Source organism: Delftia sp. Lp-1 (genome assembly GCF_020523835.1).
GTDB classification, from domain to species: domain Bacteria; phylum Pseudomonadota; class Gammaproteobacteria; order Burkholderiales; family Burkholderiaceae_C; genus Comamonas; species Comamonas acidovorans.
On sequence record NZ_JAJALJ010000001.1, the window covers coordinates 122,208 to 141,057 of the forward strand.

Below are 18,850 nucleotides of genomic sequence, written 5' to 3' on the forward strand. Positions count from 1 at the left end.
CCTCAGATCAGCGTGTCGTCCGGCTCGGGCTGGTGCGTGGGGCGGGAGTCTCTGGTGTCCGGGCCCGTGTCGGAGCCTGTATCGGGGTCTGTGTCCGAGCCTGTTCCCGCTCGGGCAGGCGCGCTGCCGGCCATCAGCGGCGCGGCGGGAATCACCTGGTCGCGCCCGGCATCCTTGGCGCTGTAGAGCGCGCTGTCGGCCGCATTGATCCAGTCCTTGACCGACAGAAAGCTCGGGTCAGCCGCCGCCACGCCAATGCTGGCGCTCACGCGCAGCTGGGGATGCTCGCGCACGCGCAGCTGGCTCAACTGGTTGCGTATGCGCAGCGCCACCGCATAGGCGTCGTCCAGCTGGGTGTGCATGCACAGCACGGCGAATTCGTCACCGCCATAGCGGCCCGCCGCGTCGTGCGAGCGCAGGCAGTGCCGGATGGTCAGGCCTATGGCCTGCAGCACCTCGTCGCCCACGGTGTGGCCAAAGCTGTCGTTGATGCGCTTGAAGTGGTCTATGTCCACGATCAGCAGGCAGGCCGAGGCCTGCGTCTGCCGGTAGTCGCGCAGCGCGGCGCGGGCCTTTTGCCACCAGTAGTCCCGGCTGTACAGCGTGGTCAGCGGGTCGATGCGGCTGAGCACCTGCAGCTTCACGTTCTGGCGCGCCAGCTTGCGCACCAGCTGGCGCGTGGACCAGCTGGAGAACACGCTGTGCAGCAGGAGCAGGGGCAGCATGCTCAGCTGCACGGCCAGGCTGGCCTCCCAGTCGGGCACGGGCCGCAGCAGCAGGGCCACCAGCGCGGCGGCCAGCAAGGTGGCCACCAGCGATTGCAGCCAGCCGTCGCGCGTGGCCGTGTGGTTGCGGTCGGCAATGCTGATGGCCAGCAGCGCAATGCTGGGCAATGCGCAGAAATGCATCACGGGAATCCAGCTGCCGATGATCAGCGCGTCTATCTGCAGATTGGCGTGTTCGGCGCGGTGGCTGTCACGGCTGTGGCGGGCGTGCAAAAAGGCGATGTGCGGCCAGACCAGGGCGCTCACCAGCACAAAGCCCCAGACCGCCGGGCTGGCGCCCATCTCCGTCATGGCCGTGCCCACGACGAGGCCGCCCAATGCCATGCTGGAGACGCGCAAGGGGTAGGTTCGGCGATGGATGCGCTGGCGCAAGGACATGGCGGTGCGAGCCGAGTGCGCGCCGATTGCCTAGCGCGTCAGAAAGTGTTGTTGCATCAATTTGTATCATTGTCCCCGTGCGTGCGCAACGCCTTAAAGTTTAACGTTGCCCAAAGTTGGCGTTCGGGACACATTGCAGGCCTCTTGTCCTACGCGGGCCCGTTGCAGCGTAGCTTCCTGATGAGCACAAATACTCACAAAATCAAGGCTCCTGGCCTCATTCGGCGGCTGTTCCTGGATTTGTGGGCGGCAGCGGCATGGCGGTGGAAAACTTGGCGCGCTTGACGCTGAAAAAACTCTTGACATTGCGCACGTTGGCGTCGCCCGTGAATAGCGCGCGGCTCAACTCCAGGTAGGCGGGCATGTCGGGCGCGGCCACCACGAGGATGAAATCAGGCCCGGCCGACACGCGCCAGCACTGCTGCACGGCGTCCAGCGCCACGGCGCGGCGCTCGAAGCTGTCCAGCGAATCACTGTCCTGGCGGTCCAGCGAGACTTCCACGATGGCCTGCAGCCCGTGGCCCAGGGCGGCGGCCAGGCGTTCCGGCTGGAGGATGGCCACCTGCCGCTCGATCAGCCCGGTCTCCTGCAACCGTCGCACGCGGCGCAGGCAGGTGGGCGGCGACAGCTGCAGCAGCGCGGCCAGGGCCTGGTTGCTGCGGCTGGCATCGACCTGCAGCAATTGCAGCAACCGCAAATCCGTGGCGTCCAGTTCTATGGAATTTTGTGTCATTGAATTCTATGAATTGAAATAATATTTCTTGTGCTGGTTTTGATGAAATATTAGTTCAATAGACAAAGAAATTTGGCGAGAAATTTCTTTTCAACCTGCGTAGCATCCGTCGTCATCTCGAAACAAGGAGCTTGTCCATGTGTGGCATCGTCGCAGCGGTTTCCTTCCGCGATATCGTCCCCGTTCTCGTCCAGGGCCTGCAGCGCCTGGAATATCGCGGCTATGACTCCTGCGGCGTGGCCGTGCAGGCGCTGGACGCCCAGGGCGTGCACAGCCAGGGCCTGCAGCGCGCCCGTTCCACGGCGCGCGTGGCCGAACTCATGGCCCAGGTGCAGCAGGACAAGGTCATCGGCCACACCGGCATTGCCCATACCCGCTGGGCCACGCATGGCGAGCCGGCCGTGCGCAACGCCCATCCGCATTTCAGCCACGGCCCCGGCGTCTCGCCCGTGGCCGATGCCGACCAGCCGGCCCGCGTGGCCCTGGTGCACAACGGCATCATCGAAAACTACGAAGCCCTGCGCGCCGAGCTGCAGTCCAAGGGCTATGTCTTCGCCAGCCAGACCGATACCGAGGTCATCGCCCACCTGGTGGACAGCCTCTACGGCGGCGACCTGTTCGAGGCCGTGCAGGCCGCCACGCAGCGCCTGCATGGCGCCTTTGCCATCGCTGTCATGCACAAGGATGAACCTCAGCGCGTGGTGGGCTCGCGCGCCGGCTCGCCGCTGATCCTGGGCGTGGGCCAGGATGGCTCCGAACACTTCCTGGCCAGCGACGCCATGGCCCTGGCCGGCGTGACCGACCAGATCGTCTACCTGGAAGAGGGCGACATCGTTGACCTGCAGCCCGGCCGCTACTGGCTGGTGGGCAAGGGCGGCGAGCGCCTGGCGCCCGAGCAGCGCCCCGTGCGCACCGTGCACGCCCACAGCGGCGCGGCCGAGCTGGGTCCCTACCGCCACTACATGCAAAAGGAAATCTTCGAGCAGCCGCGCGCCATTGCCGACACGCTGGAAGGCGTGCAGGCCATCGTGCCCGAGCTGTTCGACGGCGTGGCCTCGGACGGCAAGTCCGGGGCCTCGGCCTGGCGCGTGTTCAAGGAAATCGACCGCGTGCTCATCCTGGCCTGCGGCACCAGCTACTACAGCGGCTGCACGGCCAAGTACTGGATCGAAGCGCTGGCCGGCCTGCCCTGCAGCGTGGAAGTGGCCAGCGAGTACCGCTACCGCACCAGCGTTCCCCATCCCAAGACCCTGGTCGTCACCATCAGCCAGTCGGGCGAGACCGCCGACACCCTGGCCGCGCTGCGCCATGCCCAGAACCTGGGCATGAAGCACACGCTGACTGTCTGCAACGTGGCCACCAGTGCCATGGTGCGCGAATGCGAGCTGGCCTACATCACGCGCGCCGGGGTGGAGATCGGCGTGGCCTCCACCAAGGCCTTCACCACCCAGCTGGCAGGCCTGTTCCTGCTGACCCTGGCCCTGGCGCAGTCGCAAGGGCGGCTGAGCGAGGAAAAGGAGCAGCAGTACCTGGCCGCCATGCGCCACCTGCCCGTGGCCCTGCAATCGGTGCTGGCGCTGGAGCCCCAGGTCATCAGCTGGTCCGAGGACTTTGCCAAGCGCGAGAACGCGCTCTTCCTGGGCCGTGGTATCCACTACCCGATTGCGCTGGAAGGCGCGCTCAAGCTCAAGGAAATCAGCTACATCCACGCCGAGGCCTATCCGGCGGGCGAGCTCAAGCACGGCCCGCTGGCCCTGGTGGACAGCGCCATGCCCGTGGTCACGGTCGCGCCCAACGACGAGCTGCTGGAAAAGCTCAAGAGCAACATGCAGGAAGTGCGCGCGCGCGGCGGCGTGCTCTATGTGCTGGCCGATGCCAAGACCAACATCGAAAGCAGCGAAGGCATGCACGTCATCCGCATGCCCGAGAACTACGGCGCCCTGAGCCCCATCCTGCACGTGGTCCCGCTGCAGCTGCTGGCCTACCACACGGCCTGCGCACGCGGCACTGACGTGGACAAGCCGCGCAATCTGGCAAAGAGCGTGACGGTGGAGTGAGGCAGAGGGCCGGGGGCAGCAGGGCGCAGGTCTTGACCTGCCCTGGTCCTTCGTTGCCCCTGTGCGAAATGTCCGTCGGACACTCGGCGGCTGGCCTACCTGCGGTGTCGCAACATGGGGCTGCGCACGCTCTGGCCGGTCCTACGGCTGAGCCGCATGTCTGGTCCCACACTGGTTACCAGCGCAGTGCATATCTGCGCTGCAGTCGGGCGCTTCGTTTGACGCGCCTCTTTGACCACCATGTGAAGGAGATACCCATGGCTCAGCAAAACGACCAGCAACAGCAGCAGCAAAACAACCCGCAGCAGCAGAACCCGAACCAGCAAAAACCGGGACAGCAGCAGCAGGACAACCCCCAGCACAAGCAACCTGGCCAGAACCAGCCAGGCCAGCAGCAGCCCAATCAGCCCCGCTGACGGGCTGGGCGGCGTTCCGTTTGACGTGAGGATGGAACCATGAAACAGCTTCTTCCCACGAGAGGCCCGCAGCATCCGGTCCATGTTCCCATGCAGATGGGGCAACCCATCACGGACAGGAACTACAGCCAGATGCAGTGCAAGGCGAACGTCCGCCAACAAGGGCAGCCTTTGCGCCAGCCACAGCAACGCTGATTGATCGCAGCCAGCGCTGGTGCAGCGCTCCCTGGAACCGGCCGCCTTCGGGCGGCTTTTCCGTGTCGAGGGCCTGCCCCTGGCCGGGGCCGCCGAAGATCTCCCCGCAAAATGACGCCTTTCCAGCATCAACCCCCAAGGATTTCAACGATGACACTGCAGCGCCCCTGTTTCGTTCTGCCGACCCTGATGCTCGCCCTGGGATTCTCAGGGTGTGCCGCGCCGCCTTCCAGCGGGCCGCTCGAGAAGGAGGAAGCGGAGCAGGCGAAGACGCTGTGGGTGATCAGCGAAGCCTTGAAAGCCAACATGGCCGTGGTGCTGGTGGCCGATCTGACGCCGCACAAGTCGCTGGCCGACGCCGATGGCATGTCGAAGTGGACTCCCAACGTGGTCTGGACCCATGAGGACAAGCCGGAGATCGTGTTTGGCCGCAAGTTCCAGAACAACGCGCTGCAGCGCGACCCCAAGACCACCTATCTGTTCAAGGCCTTCGAGGTCCATGTGCTGCCGCCGGGCAAGTACCTGATGACGGGGGGTGACGACTACCGGCTCAATGCCCAGCTTGACCAGCTGGGCGCCAAGGCCGGGGCCACCGGCTCAGGCCGTGGCACCCTTGGAACGGCCACGTTGTCGCCGGAAACCTATCGCCAGTTCTATACCGAGATGAACTGGAAGGAGGGCAGCACGCACTCGCAGAGCCGGATCGAGAAGTACTGCACAACGGTGCACCGCGCCTCGGGCAATTGCGTGGCCTGGGGCGAGCGCATGGTCACCGACAGCACGCCGGGCATGGCGGCGGGCTACTACCAGGACACGGATTCGCGCGACATTCCCGCACTCAAGGTCCAGGTGCGCGTGCCGCCCAGGCAGGCGCTGGCCAGCTTCACGCTGGAGGGCGGCCAACTGGTGCTGAGCCAGCGTTCGCACCTGAGGACGCCCAGCTACCAGTTCCGCCAGGCCGGCTGCCGCAAGGTGGCGGCCGAGAAGGTGGAATGCCCGCTGGAAGACTTCACCGTCCACACACTGCCGCCGCCCATGGAGTTCACGCGCAACTATCTGGCCACGCGCGCCAATCTCAACGCCGAGCAGGAAAAGCTGATGGCACGCCTGGTGCCCATGCAGGTCACCACGCTGGGCCGCCAGGGCGCGGCCGACCCGGTCTGGGGCACGCCGATCTCGCTGCGCAAGGGGCCATGAAGCCGGGGCGCAGCCGGCGCCCGCCTGTCGGCGGCGCCGGGTTGCGCACCTTGGCTGAAAGGCTCGCATGCTTGAAGGAGCCAGCCAGCCTCAGTACTTGAACCTGGCACTCACCATCAGCGTGCGCGGGCTGCCGAAGCTCAGCAGCTGCGCGTTCGGCGTGGTGCCCTGGACGTAGTCCTTGTCCAGCAGGTTCTTGATGGCCAGGCTCAGGCCCCATGACTTCGCTTCATAGCCCACGTTGAGGTCGAGCAGGGTGTACTTGGCCAGGTTGACGAAGGCCGTGCCGCGCTGCGCCGTGCGGGCGCCTTGCATGCGCAGGCCTGCGCCCATGTTCCAGCCCAGGCGGTCGGGGTTGAAGTAGTACTGCGTGAAGACGGAGCCCGCGTTCTTGGGTACATGGTTGATGCGCTTGCCGATTTCGCTGGCCGTCAGGCTTTGGGAGGTCCGGGCCGAGGGGATGTAGCTGTAGGCGGCCGAGACATTCCATTGCCGCGTCAGCGAGGCGACGACTTCCGCTTCGAAGCCCTTGGTGGTCTGCTCGCCGGTCTGGACGGCGTAGCCCAGGGTGGCGTCGTTCTCGGTGACGTTCTTGCGCCGCAGGTCATACACCGCCAGATAGCCTTGCACGCGCCGGTCCAGGGCCTGGAATTTCACGCCCAGTTCGGTCTGCTTGCCCTCTTCGGGATTGAGCAGCGTGCCGTTGATGCCGGCATCCGTCACGGGCATGAAGGAGGTGGAGTAGCTGACGTAGGGTGCCAGGAACTCGCTGGCCTGGTACATCAGCGAGGCGCTGCCCGTGAAGGCGGTGTTGCTGTTGCTGACGGAGCCGCCGGCCAGCCTGTCCTGGATTTCCACGCGCGTCCAGTCATGGCGGCCGTTCAGGCCGACGATCCATTTCTCATCGATCTTGATGGTGTTGCGCAGGTACAGGCCCACGTACTGGCTGTAGGTCAGGTTGTGGGAGGGCTTGCCCTCCTTGATGGAGGTGACACCATAGACCGGGTTGTCGGCGTTGAAGGGGTTGATGTTGTCCACGCGCTGGTAGTAGTCGCTGCGCTCTCGCATCATGTCGATGCCGGCGGTCAGCTCGTAGTTCACGCGATCAAACTTGAAGTTGCGCTGCAGGTAGTTGTCCAGGGCGATGTTGACGTCCTGCTTGTCCTGGTAGTTGATCTGGCGCGCCACCAGGGGGAACCTGGCATTGGCCGCCGCAAAGACCGAGTTGCTCAGGCTGCTGCCCTTGGTGAGCGCGAAGTTCTGGCGGAACACCCATTCGTTGTCGAAGTAGTGCGCGTAGTTGGCGCCCAGGCGGCAGGAGTCCACCTCGTAGCTGCGGTCGGGTTCGCCGATGAAGACATTGCGCCCGTATTTTTCGTAGTTCTGCGGAATGCCCTGGTTGCGGATGTAGTTGCGGTGCTGGTAGCTGGCGATGACGGACAGCTCGTTCCTGCCGTCCAGGTCGAAGTTGTACGAGCCCGCCAGGTACTGGTTCTTGAAGTAGACATAGTCCGTGGGATCGTTCTGGTCGGATGCGCGGCCCACGATGCGGAAGGCGCCCTTGCGGCTTCCGTCGGGCGAGTGGTTCAGGTCGAAGTTGGCCTCCTTCAATCCATGGCTGCCCACGCTGATGCCGGCGCGCGAGAACGACTCGGCCTGCGGGCGCTTGGTGGTCAGGTTGACCAGGCCGCCCGGCAGGGCCAGGCCGAAGCCCACCGAGGTGGGGCCCTTGACCACTTCGATGGAGCCGATTCCGAAGATGTCCTCGGAGCGCAGCACATTGGTGGAGGTCTGCGCCCGCAGGCCGTCCACATAGGTTTGCGCGCTGGAGATCTGGCCGCGGATGATGAAGTCATCCCAGCCGCGCCGGCCGTACGAGCCGGACGCCACACCGGCCACGCTCTCCAGCGCCTCGGCCACGGACCTGACCTGTTTTTCCTCGATCTGCCGCTGGGTGACCACGCTGATGGACTGCGCGGTCTCGAACAGCGGCGCATCGGAGCGCAGCACGCCCGTGGTTTTGCGGGCGACGAAGTTGTCTTCGTTGTTCTGCTGCTTCTCGGCCTGGATCTGCACGGTTTCCAGTTGCGTGGACGGTGCGTCGGCGGCCTGGGAGAAGGCCATCACGGGGATGGCAGCCAGGGCAAGGCACAGGCAGGAACGGGGCATGCCGGCAATGGTGGGGAGGGTGTGGAAGGAGGAAGGCATGCGCAATGACCAGTCAATAGAGGAAAAAAAAGCGTTTGGCGGGGCGTTCGGCGAGGCGATAAGCGGCGGAGATAAGTTCATGGAGGTGATGCGTGATGCGCGGCATCGCATGCGGCTGCGGGCCGGGACAGACACAGAAAAAGGAAAGGCCGGGGGCGGGACTGGCGGCTGCTCAGAACTCGACCGTGGCGCGCAGCAGCACCTGGCGCGCGTCGCCCATCGAGATGAAGTAGGTGTTGGCGCTCGACGGGTAGTAGGTGCGGTCGAACAGGTTCTTCACGTTGAGCTGAAAGCGCGTCCTGTAGCCGTTGATCCGCGTGTCATACGTGGCAAAGGCATGGGCCACGGTGTAGCCTGGCAGCCAGAAGGAGTTGGCCGAGTCGCCGGGCCGCCTGCCCACGTACTGCAGGCCGCCGCCCACGCGCAGCCGGCCCTCGCCCAGCACATTGCCCAGCACACCGCCCAGGACCTGGCCGAAGTCGTACACGGCCGACAGCGAGGCCGTCTGCCGCGCCACGTTCCACAGCTGGTTGCCCTGGTAGAGCGGGTCCTGCGTGGTCTTGGCATCCACATAGGCAAAGGCCGCGATGGCGCTCCAGTGGCGGCCCAGTTCGCCGGCCACATCCACCTCCAGCCCGCGCGATCGCGCCGCGCCCGAGGTGCGCCAGTCGGTCAGCTTGGTGGCGTCGTTGAACTGGGACACCAGCACGTTCTTCTTGCGGATGTCGAACAGCGCCAGCGTGCCGGTGAGCTGCCCTGGCAGATCCAGCTTGGCGCCGGCTTCCCAGGACCGGGCCTCCTCGGGCGCCACGCCCGAGTCGATCACGGTGCCGCTGGCCAGCGGCGCGATGGTGGAGGTGGGCCTGAGTGATTGCGAGTAATTGCCGTAGAGCGACAGGCCGTTGGCCAGTTGGTAGACCAGGCCGGCGCGCGGCAGCCAGGCCGTGCCGTCGGCCTGGGTGTTGGCCTTGAACGGGCGGCCCCGGCCGGCGGTCTGGCGCCAGGTCTGGTAGCGCAGGCCGGTGGTCAGCACCCAGCGGTCGCCCAGGTGGATGGCGTCCTGCAGGAACAGCGACTGGTTGTGCAGCTGGTCCCTCTGGTCGCTGTCGCTGGCCGAGACGGTGGCCGAGGGCTGCTCCAGCCCATAGACTGGGTTGGTGTAGCTGAAGGTGGAGGTGACGGCCTGGCGCAGCAGGTCGGAGCGGTAGATCAGCCGGTACTCGGCATCGGCGCCGAACTGCAGGTCATGGCGCAGGCCGGCCAGCTGCACGCTGCCGTCCACATAGGCCGAGCCATAGCTGTCGGTGCTGAGTGCGCCGTGCGTGGCGTCGTTGCTGCGCTGCAGGGTGCCGCGCGCGGTGTTCACGCCGTTCACGCGCAGCTGGTTGGCGTCGTAGATCTCGCGGTTGTAGCTCAGGTTCAGGTGGGCGGCCCAGCCGCTGCCCAGGCGGTGGTCCACGGAGAGCTGGGCCAGGTGGGTCTCGCCCATCATCTGGTTGAAGGGCTCGTCCAGCCGGCGCGTGGCGGGAAGGTCCAGCGGGCGCCGGGTGACCGGGTCCAGCGCCGTGCCGCGATCGAAGGGCGTCAGGTACTTGCGGTACTCGTACCAGAGCACGGCCTGCGTGTCGTCGCCATACCAAGCCAGCGACGGCGCCACCAGCGTCTCGCGGTGCTGGCCGAAGTTGCGCCAGTAGTCCTCGTCCACATGGTCGACGACCAGGCGGTAGGCCAGACCGTTCTCACCGATGGGGCCGGTGGTGTCCAGCGTGGCGCCCGTGCCGTTGCGTCCGCCCGCGTAGCCCGAACCCTGCAGCGACAGCGCCGTGCGCTGGCGCAGCTGCGGCTTCTTGCTGACCACGTTGATCACGCCGCCCGGGTCCATGAGGCCGTACAGCAGCGAGGACGGGCCCTTGATCACTTCCACGCTCTCGGCGGCGGCGTTCATGCCGCGCCCCTGTACCAGAGGCATGCCGTTGTGCATGACGGAGCCGTCGCGGTTGGTGCCGAAGCCGCGCTTCATGATGGTGTCCTGCGTGCTGGCCAGGGTGTTGCCCTGGGTGACGCCGCTGACATTGGCCAGCGCCTCGTCCAGGTTGCGCGGGCGCTGGTCGCGGATCACCTGGGCTGGCACCACGTTGACCACCTGCGGGATCTCCAGCACGGGTGCCGTGGTGCGCAGGCTGGAGGCATCGGGCGTGGGCTGGTAGCGCTCGTCGGCATCGACCGGGGCAGGGGCCGCCCGGGCCACGACGCGCACGGCGGGCAGCTCGGTGGCGTCGGCCGCTGCAGCGCCGGCCGTTGCGGGCATGGCCGCCTTACGCACGATGAATTCACCCGCGCCGCCTTCCACGGCCTCCAGCCCGGAGCCCGCCAGGATGGCCGCAAAGCCCGCGCCCACGGTATAGCTGCCGCGCAGGCCGCCCGACTGCCGCTGGCGCGTGCTGGCCGGGTCATAGGACAGGGCCACGCCTGCGGCCGCCGCAAACTGGCCCAGCACCGAGGCCAGCGGGCCGGCCCCGATCTCATAGGCCCTGGCGGCCTGGCGGCCTGGCGGGTCTGCGCCAGGGGCTCGGCCGCGTGGCCGGGGGCCGCACATGCCACCGCCGCAGCCAGCAGGCAGGTCAGCGCCGCGCGGGCGGGTGTCGGTGTGAAGGGCGTTTGCATTCGGGTTTCCTGGCCATGAACAGCGGTGAGACAAGGGCTTTCATGAAGGGAGCCGAACGAGATCGCAAAAGATGAAAATGGGCCGCGAAGTTTTTTGTGCGGCATGGGGAAATGGCTCACCCTGGCTCGCCCTGGGCTGGCCCTAGACGGGCACCAGGGTCAGCCAGTAGCGCGACAGGCCGGCCGCGCGCACCGGGAAGGCGCGGGTGATGACGGCCAGCGCCTTGTCCGTGTCTGCCAGCGGAAACACGCCGGACACGCGCAGGCCGGCCACGGCCGGGTCGCAGGCCAGGCGGCCGGGCCGGTAGCGTGCGAGTTCGCGCACCACGTCGTCCAGCCGCCAGCCATCCACGATGAGGCTGCCGCCCACCCAGCTGACCAGGGCCGGGTCGGCGGCCTGGGCGGGCAGCATGCCGTTGCGGCTGAAGCTGGCCTGCTGGCCGGCCTGCAGCCGCAGGCTGCGGCTGGGGTCCTGCAGGGGCTGGATTTCCACGGCGTCCTGCAGCACGCTCACCACGGTGTCACCGCCCTCGCCCCCCTCGCTGCGCACGGTGAATCGCGTGCCCAGCGCCAGGATGCGGCCCTGCGGCGTGTGCACCATGAACGGGCGGCCATCCTTGGCGCCCGCGCCGGGTCCGGCGAGGGAATGGGCGGTCTGCACCAGGATCTCGCCCTCGCGCAGCACCAGCAGCCGGCGCGTGGGGTCCATGGACACGTCCACCGAGGTCCGGGTGTTCAGCGTCAGCTCGGACCCGTCGGCCAGCGTGACGGTGCGGCGCTCGCCCGTGCCGGTGCGGTAGTCGGCCAGCCAGGAGCGCACGCCGCCCTGCCCGCCGGCCAGCTGCCATGACAGGCCCGCCACGGCCCCGCTGCTCACCAACGCGCCGATGCCGCGCAGCACCCGGCGGCGGCTGCGCCGGCTGGCCTGCAGCGTGGAGGCGGCCAGGTGGCCCGGCACGCGCTGCAGCATGGACTGCAGGGCGTCGAAGTGCCGCCATGCGCGCTGGTGCTCGGGGTGGTCCTCATGCCAGCGCTGCCAGGCGGCACGGTCGGCGTCGGTGGCATCGCCGGAGCACAGGCGCGCGTACCAGGCAATCGCTTCCTGGCGGATTCGGGCCTGTGCCTGGGCTGGGGTGGTGGTGTGGGTGGGCGAATGTGCAGCCGCGTCCACGGCGCTGTCGCTGTTCGAGGGCAAGGCCGTCATGCGCCGTCTGCCACGATGAGGTAGCAGTGCTCCAGCGCCTTGAGCATGTAGTTGTTGACGGTGCGCACGGTCACCTGCAGCCGGGCGGCGATCTGCGCATAGGTCAGGCCTTCGAGCTGCGAGAGGATGAAGGCCTGGCGCACGGCGGGCTTCATGCCGTCGAGCATGGCGTCGATGGCCACCAGGGCCTCCAGCACGATGGCGCGTGCTTCGGGCGAAGGCGCCTGCGGCTCGGGCAGGGCGGCCAGCGATTCCAGATAGGCCCGCTCCAGCGCCCGGCGCCGGTGGAAATCCACCACCAGGCCGTGGGCGATGGTGGTCAGGTAGGCGCGGGGGTCCACCGGGTCCGCCCGCTCCTTGCGGCCGAGCAGGCGCACGAAGGTGTCGTGGGCCAGGTCGGCGGCATGGTGGGAACAGCCCAGTTTTCCGCGCAGCCAATCGCGCAGCCATCGGTGATGGTCACGATAGAGCGACTGGACCTCGTTGTGCAGCGCGAACTCCCCGGATGACATGCTGACCCCCACAACCGCAAAGATGAATCCCCTGATATCAATGACTTAATGCGATTGGTTCTCATTTTAACCAGGGGGTCGTCCGGGCTGCACGGGTGGGTATTGGCAGGCCCCGGCGATCGGTGCCTGCCCGCGGGTCACCAGGTGTGCGCGTAGCTGATCTTCAGCACCGTGCCGGCCGCTGGCAGGCGGCTGGTGTTGTTGTTGCTGCGCAGCAGCTGGCTGTAGAGCGGGAAGTACTGGCGGTTGAACAGGTTTTCCACGCCCAGGGACACGCGGTTCTTGGGGTCGATCTTCCACTGGCTGATCAGGTCCACCGTGGTGTAGCCCCGCGTGTCATAGCGGCCAAAGCCGGTCTTGCCGTCCAGGCGGTAGTCCTTGGCGGCATACGAGGTTGCCTGCAGGCGGTGGCTCCAGCGGGCATCGGGCCGGTACTCCACATAGGCCGTCAGCTTGAGCGGCGGGATGCGAAAGCCCGTCATGTCCTGGTAGCCGCTGGCGGCCTGCGGCAGCTCGCGGCCCTTCATCCAGGTGAAGCTGCCGCCCGCGCTCCAGTGGTCGTCATCGCTGAAGTAGTCCAGGCCGCCTTCGATGCCGTGGATCTTTTCCCGGGTGCGCAGCAGGGTCAGGCCATTGTTGAAGCTTTGCACGGCGCCCAGGTTGGAGCGCGACTGGAAGACGCTGAGATTGGCCATCACGTTGGAGAACTTGCCGCGCCAGCCCATTTCATAGGTGTTGGTCTTGACCGCCTGCAGGTTGGAGTTGCCCAGGTTGAAGGCCGGCGTGGCATTGCGCACCACCACGCCGATGTCCGGCAGCTCGAAGCCCTGGCTGTACGAGGCATAGAACTCCTGGCCCTTCACCGGCGTGAAGACCGTGCCCAGGTTGTAGGTCCAGGCGTTGTACTGGACGGTGCCGCCATTCACGGACTGGGGGTTGGGCACCCGCGATTGCGACAGCGGCGTGAAGTCGTTGAAGCTGGCCTGGGCGCGGTCGTAGCGCAGGCCGCCTTCGGCCGACCATTGGTCGCTGAACCGGTGCTGCAGCTGGGCGAAGGCGCCGATGCTGCGCGTGGTGACCGGGGGCATGTAGACCAGGCGGCCGGTCTTGTTGAAGACCAGGCCGCCGCTGGCGTCATAGGCCCTGGGGTCGAAGATGTCGATGGGCATGTCGGTGCGCTCCTGGTGGAAGTCCGCACCCCAGATCAGCAGGCTTTTCTTGCTGGCGCCCAGCGGCGTCTTCAGTGTCAGGCGCCCGCCAAAGACCTCGGAGTTCTGCATGGACTGATCGACATTGGCGCCCCGCACCGGCACGGCGCGTGCGTCGAAGGGCGCAAACCGCGTGAAGAAATCCCGGTAGTAGAGCTGGGCGGCCAGCGTGCTGCCTGCGATGTCCCGGTTCTCGTAGTCCAGGCCCAGCATGGTGTTCTTGATCTGGTTCTGGTCGGCAAGCACCAGGCCCTTGATGGGGCGGGCCGCCGCCGTTCCGGCCGGCAGCCGCGCCACCGACGGGTCGGAGGCGTAGTCCGTATCCTGGGCCGCGTTGTAGTGGCTGGCGGTCAATTGCAGGCGCTGGTCGGCGTCAAGCTTGAAGCCGATCTTGGCCGACGCGTTGTAGATGTTGGAGTCGAACAGGTCGCCCTGGCTGGGCTCGGGCGCAATGCGGTTGCCCTTGGCGTCAAAGGCACCGCCCATGTGCTTTGCGCCCAGGCTCACCGAGTAGTCGACCACCTCGCCGCCGCCAGACAGGTAGTGCTGCACCTCGCCACCCAGCCCCGCGCCGCGCAGGCGCGACAGGGGAGCCGAGCCGGTGACGATGGTCTCGGCCCGCGTCTCGCCCGAGGGCCGCTTGGTGCGGATGGAGACAATGCCGCCCGCCGCACCGCTGCCGTAGATGGCGCTGCTGCCGCGCAGCACCTCGATCTGCTCGATGTCGGCCGGGTTGATGTTGGCCAGGTTCCTGGACGAATCGCGGTTGGTGTTCAGCGGAACGCCGTCAACCAGGACCAGCATGTTGCGGCCCCGCAGCGTCTGGCCGTAGTCGGTGATGGTGTGGCTGGAGTCCGCCATGCCCGGAACCACCTTGCTGAGCATGGTGGCCAGGCTGTCCGAGCCCTGGCGCAGCTGCTCGACCTCCTGGCCTTCCAGAATCGTGACCTGCCGCGAGGGCGCGACCAGGTTGTTCTGCGTGCGCGCGGTCACCGTGATGGCGGCAAGTTCCGTGGCCTCTGCTGCGGCTTGGGCAGCGGCCGGGGCTGCGGCCGGCGCTGCGGGCACGGCCGCTGCAGCGGACGGCGCCTGGCGGGCCGCCGCAGGCATCTTCTCCAGCGCGTAGTTGCCCGCACCCACGCGGCGCGCTGTCCAACCTGACGTGTTCAGCAGCTGCGCAAAGCCGTCCTCCACGGAGAACGTGCCGGACAGGCCGCGTGTCTCCATGCCGCCGAGCTGCTGCAGGTCCATGCCCAGGTTCACGCCTGCCTGTGCGGCAAAGGCCATCAGCGCCGGGCCCAGCGGACCCGGCTGGATCTGGTAGCTCCGGGCAGCGGCGCTGGCGGCCGGCTCGGCCGCCTGGACTGGCAGCGCGTGCAGCAGCAGCGAGGTGCTGACGGCCAGGGCCGCCAAGGCGGTGGCGCGCAGGCTGGCGCGTGGTCCGGCGATGGAAGAAGGGGAGTGCATGGTGTTCTGTCCTCTGGGCGGTCGATGAAAGTGCTTTTCACACCCCTTGACAGGCGAGAGTGAAAAACCGGACAGCCCTGGCAGAAAAAAATCCAAATCAGCGCCGCGCCACCGTCACCCAGTACCGGCTGCGCTCGTGCACGCGCACCGGCAGGGTCTGGGCCAGAAGGGCCAGGATGCGGTCGGTGTCTTGCAACTGGTACGTGCCGGAGACGCGCAGGTCGGCGACATCGTCGTCGCACCGCAGAATGCCTTCGCGGTAGCGCGACAGCTCGGCCAGGAAGTCCTGCAGCCGCAGGTTCTCGGCATAGAGCACGCCCAGCGTCCAGGCCGAGTCCCGCGCCGCCACCGGGCGGGTGGCGCTGGCGCCATGGCCATCGAAATGCAGTTGCTCGCCCGCATGCACCACCACGGCCTTGGCCGATGCTGCCGGCGTGACGCGCACCGCGCCCTCCAGCACGGCCAGCGCCGTGCCGTGCTCCAGCTTGCGCACGATGAAGCGCGTGCCCAGGGCCTGCATCTGGCCGTCGTCTGTCTGCACCATGAAAGGCTGGGAGGCGTAGGGCGGGGCATGCGCGGTCTCGACCAGGATTTCCCCCGCATGCTGGCGGATGCGCCGCGCCGTGCCATCCATGCGCACGCTGATGGCCGAGGCCGTGTTCAGCTGCACGCGGCTGCCATCGGCCAGCGTGACCGCGCGGCGCTCGCCCTTGGCCGTGCGGTAGTCGGCCGTCCAGTCCTGCCAGGGCAGGTGGCGCCAGGCCAGCCAGCCCAGCGCAGGCGTGGCCAGGGCCAGCACGGCCGAGCGCAGCAGCTGGCGCCTTGCGGCCGAGGGACGCGCGCGGTTGAGCGTGGCCATGCCGACGGCGCCGGGAACGGCGTTGAAGCGGCCCTTGAGCTGCTCGGCGCACTGCCAGATGTGTTCATGCCTGCTGCTCTGGCTGCGCCAGCGTGCCAGCTCGGCCTGCTCGGCGGCGCTGAAGTCCGATGCGTGCCTGCGGGCCAGCCAGCGGGCAGCCTCGTCCAGGATGCGTGCGTCTGCGGCCTGCATGCTCAGCGCTCCAGCATCACCAGCAGGCATTGCCGAAAGCCCTGGGCCATGTAGCGCGTCACGGTGCGCACGCTCAGTTGCATGTGGGCGGCAATGTCCTCGTAGGACAGGCCTTCGAGCTGGGACATGAGAAAGGCCGTGCGCACCTTGGCGGGCAGGGCGTCCAGCAGCGCATCGAGCTCCTGAAGCGTCTCCAGCAGGATGGCCCGCGCCTCCACGGACAGCACGGTGGCCTGGGGCAGAAGGTGCAGGGAGGCCAGGTAGGCCTGCTCCAGCGAGCGGCGCTCCAGGTGGTTGACCAGCAGCCGCCGGGCCACCGTCGTCAGGTAGGCGCGGGGCTCCTGGATGTCCTCGATGGCCTGTGTCCTGGCGCTGACCCAGATGCGCGTGAACGTGTCCTGGGCCAGGTCGGCCGCATCGCAGCGGTTGCCCAGCCTGCGCTGCAGCCACGCGACCAGCCAATGGTTGTGCTGCGCGTACATGCTGCCCAGAGCCTGGCTGGCGCCACTGTCGGTGGATGGATGCACGTGCCGGGCCTTTCCTCTTGTGCGTCAAAGAACTCCCGGTATTTTATCCAATTGATATGAATTCTCATTTGCATTGGCTGCAGGGTCCCTGCTGCGATTCATGACCATGCTGCAGCGGCTGCCGGCCAGGGCGCGGATGGCATTTCTGCTGTCGCAGCTCGATGGCCTGATAAATGCCGGGACCATGTGCCGCGCCCATGTGCCGCGCCCATGTGCCGCGCCCATGGACCCGCTGGACCTGCACGCTCTCGTGCCCGGCCATCCCTCGCTCAGGCCATGAGCCCGAGCAGCCAGTCGGCATATTCCGCCGATGTGGTCGTGGTGCCGGGTGGGGGATTGATGCGCACGGCATCAGCCGCCTCGGCCATGGCCCGCACATCGCTGGGCGTGTGGCCGAAGGCGGCACGGAAGGCGCGGCTGAAATGCGCCTCGCTGGCAAAGCCCAGGCGTGCGGCCACCTCGGCAATGCGCAGGCGCCGGTAGGCGGGATTGGACAGCGTGTGGAAGGCCCGCTGCAGACGGCGCTGCTGCACATAGCGCATCACGCCGCCCAGGGGCTCGAAGAGGTGGTAGAGCCGGTGGCGCGAAATGCCGAAGCAGCGGCACAGTGCCTCGGGCGAGAGCGGCGTGCCCAGGTTCCGCGCGATATGGCGCTGGATGCGCTCCAGCGTGGCGGCATGCACCTCGGCGCGGGCTTCGGCCAGGGTGCGCTGGCTGGGGCGCAGGCAGGCGGCCAGCATTTGCAGGGTGGCGTGCACCACGTCATCGGCCTGCGCCGGGCCGATGGAGGGCAGGCGCCGGTGCAGTGCGCCCAGGTGGTCTGCCAGCAGGCCGCCGAACAGGCTGTCGGCGGCCAGCACGGTGCCGTGGGTGCCCGGGCCCGGGGACCCGCAGGCAGCCTCGCCCAGCCTGCGGGGAACGATCAGCGAGAGCACATGGGAATCCTGGGCCATGGTGTGCTGGGTGCGGGCCATGTCGAAGACGACCACGTCACCGGGGCGGACCCGCAGTTCGCTGCCGTCGCCATGCTGGCCCACGAAACCCCCTGCGCGGTACCACTGCACCAGGTAGTGGTCCAGGCCGTCGTGGGCGGCGCGTGCCTGGCCGCGCGAGAAGCGCTGCGCGCCGAAGCGCAGGTCGCCCAGCAGCAATTGGCCCAGGTGGACCGCATGCACCGAGGCATGGAAGAGCCCTGGCGACGCGCCGCGCTCCAGCGGCGCCACGTCGAAAAGCACGGAGATGCTGCTGCGCCACGCCTCGAAGCGGTCTGCCTGCGCCAATTGGTCGGTGGCGAACGTCGTGCTGGGCAGGGCTGTGGCTGGGGGCTGCATTGCGAGGTATCAGCGCAGTAAAAGACAGGACCTGGCAGGACAATCCCGCACGGCGCGGGGTGTTGCCGTGGTCGCCAGGCCGCAACTATACAGGCGCTCCCGGCTGTGTTTCGCAGGAGTCGCGAAGGCGGCACGATGCGCAACAGGGAGCCCGCGGGGACCGGCTGCCGGCCATGCTGGAGCCGGGTCGACGCATCGCAGCTGTCGCTGCGCGGCCTAGGTCAATCCGCCGCCGCCAGCCCGTCGAAGGTCGTGCTCGTGACCCAGTCGATGATCTGCGCGTGCGTGTACTGGCCCGATTCCTTGAGCAGGGCCACCACCGGATCGCAGGCCCGCGCGAACAGCGTGTAGAGCACCAGCTCGGCCGGCAGCGCGGGCTGCAGCTGGCCGCTGGTCTGGGCCTCGGTGATCCAGATGCTCAGGCGGTTGCTCAGGGCGATCAGCCGGTCCATGTAGGCATCGTTGGATTGCAGGGAGGCGCTGAGGTTGGAGTTCTGCGCCGGCAGGGAGGGCATCTCGCCTTCCAGCTGGGTCTGCATGGCCCAGCACGTCACGGCCTTGAGCTGGTCCAGCGGGCGCACCGGCGTGCCGGCCTCGGCGGCCTGGGCCGCCGTGTCGCGCAGGCCGTCCACAAAGGCCAGGGCGCGGTCCAGCACGCCCACCATGGCGGCGCCCGCCAGTTCTTCCTTGGAGGTGAACAGCTTGTACAGGCTGGCCTTGGCCATGCCGGCCTCGGCCGCGACCTCGTCCACCGTCATGGCGTCGTAGCCCTTGGTGGCCAGCAGCCGGTTGACGGCCGCCACGATGGCCTGCTCGCGCACGCGCTGTATCTGTTCTTTGATGGAGGAGCGGCTAGTCATAGCGATATTTTAGACCTCGCAGGTCATATCTGATACCAAATAGTGCAAAGCGGGTAT

14 protein-coding genes are annotated in these 18,850 nt (G+C 67.5%); 2 read left to right on the forward strand and 12 right to left on the reverse strand.

The window, feature by feature from the left end; genetic code table 11:
- Positions 1–2: 2 nt before the first annotated feature.
- Together LGR64_RS00470 and LGR64_RS00475 are read right to left on the reverse strand one after the other, a co-directional pair.
- Positions 3–1,163 carry a sensor domain-containing diguanylate cyclase gene (locus LGR64_RS00470; protein WP_096914160.1) on the reverse strand — a complete coding sequence of 387 codons (1,161 nt, stop codon included), beginning with the start codon at positions 1,161–1,163 and terminating at the stop codon, positions 3–5.
- A 217-nt stretch (positions 1,164–1,380) separates the two neighbouring features.
- A complete protein-coding gene (locus LGR64_RS00475) occupies positions 1,381–1,896 on the reverse strand; it encodes an Lrp/AsnC family transcriptional regulator (protein ID WP_230354803.1) in 516 nt (171 codons plus the stop codon).
- A gap of 137 nt (positions 1,897–2,033) precedes the next feature.
- Between LGR64_RS00475 and glmS the strand changes: the two genes are divergently transcribed.
- Positions 2,034–3,953 (forward strand): glutamine--fructose-6-phosphate transaminase (isomerizing), encoded by a 1,920-nt coding sequence (gene glmS, locus LGR64_RS00480; RefSeq protein ID WP_230354804.1) that lies wholly within the window; start codon positions 2,034–2,036, stop codon positions 3,951–3,953.
- Between the two features lie 95 nt (positions 3,954–4,048).
- Here glmS and LGR64_RS00485 read toward each other — a convergent pair whose 3' ends face one another.
- Positions 4,049–4,453 carry a hypothetical protein gene (locus LGR64_RS00485; RefSeq protein WP_162269883.1) on the reverse strand — a complete coding sequence of 135 codons (405 nt, stop codon included), beginning with the start codon at positions 4,451–4,453 and terminating at the stop codon, positions 4,049–4,051.
- A 261-nt stretch (positions 4,454–4,714) separates the two neighbouring features.
- Between LGR64_RS00485 and LGR64_RS00490 the strand changes: the two genes are divergently transcribed.
- Complete coding sequence (locus LGR64_RS00490; protein ID WP_230354805.1) at positions 4,715–5,761, forward strand: hypothetical protein; 1,047 nt, start codon at positions 4,715–4,717, stop codon at positions 5,759–5,761.
- Between the two features lie 90 nt (positions 5,762–5,851).
- On the opposite strand, the gene LGR64_RS00495 is transcribed toward LGR64_RS00490, so the two are convergent.
- From LGR64_RS00495 to LGR64_RS00535, 9 genes are all read right to left on the reverse strand, one after another.
- A complete protein-coding gene (locus tag LGR64_RS00495) occupies positions 5,852–7,969 on the reverse strand; it encodes a TonB-dependent siderophore receptor (RefSeq protein ID WP_230354806.1) in 2,118 nt (705 codons plus the stop codon).
- A gap of 172 nt (positions 7,970–8,141) precedes the next feature.
- Positions 8,142–10,565, reverse strand: coding sequence for a TonB-dependent siderophore receptor (locus tag LGR64_RS00500; RefSeq protein ID WP_230354807.1), 2,424 nt, complete (start codon positions 10,563–10,565; stop codon positions 8,142–8,144).
- Between the two features lie 210 nt (positions 10,566–10,775).
- The gene (locus LGR64_RS00505; RefSeq protein WP_230354808.1) at positions 10,776–11,837 is read right to left on the reverse strand and encodes a FecR domain-containing protein; all 1,062 of its coding nucleotides are present in this window, start codon (positions 11,835–11,837) and stop codon (positions 10,776–10,778) included.
- A complete protein-coding gene (locus LGR64_RS00510) occupies positions 11,834–12,349 on the reverse strand; it encodes a sigma-70 family RNA polymerase sigma factor (protein ID WP_063328504.1) in 516 nt (171 codons plus the stop codon). The genes LGR64_RS00505 and LGR64_RS00510 overlap by 4 nt, the downstream gene beginning before the upstream one ends.
- Positions 12,350–12,486: 137 nt before the next feature.
- Positions 12,487–15,024 carry a TonB-dependent siderophore receptor gene (locus LGR64_RS00515; protein ID WP_230354809.1) on the reverse strand — a complete coding sequence of 846 codons (2,538 nt, stop codon included), beginning with the start codon at positions 15,022–15,024 and terminating at the stop codon, positions 12,487–12,489.
- A gap of 97 nt (positions 15,025–15,121) precedes the next feature.
- Positions 15,122–16,075 carry a FecR domain-containing protein gene (locus LGR64_RS00520; protein ID WP_230354810.1) on the reverse strand — a complete coding sequence of 318 codons (954 nt, stop codon included), beginning with the start codon at positions 16,073–16,075 and terminating at the stop codon, positions 15,122–15,124.
- Between the two features lie 2 nt (positions 16,076–16,077).
- Complete coding sequence (locus tag LGR64_RS00525; RefSeq protein ID WP_051941123.1) at positions 16,078–16,557, reverse strand: sigma-70 family RNA polymerase sigma factor; 480 nt, start codon at positions 16,555–16,557, stop codon at positions 16,078–16,080.
- Positions 16,558–16,871: 314 nt separating this feature from the next.
- The gene (locus LGR64_RS00530) at positions 16,872–17,933 is read right to left on the reverse strand and encodes a helix-turn-helix domain-containing protein (protein ID WP_230354811.1); all 1,062 of its coding nucleotides are present in this window, start codon (positions 17,931–17,933) and stop codon (positions 16,872–16,874) included.
- Between the two features lie 221 nt (positions 17,934–18,154).
- Positions 18,155–18,793 carry a TetR/AcrR family transcriptional regulator gene (locus LGR64_RS00535; RefSeq protein WP_034397292.1) on the reverse strand — a complete coding sequence of 213 codons (639 nt, stop codon included), beginning with the start codon at positions 18,791–18,793 and terminating at the stop codon, positions 18,155–18,157.
- Positions 18,794–18,850 lie beyond the last annotated feature (57 nt).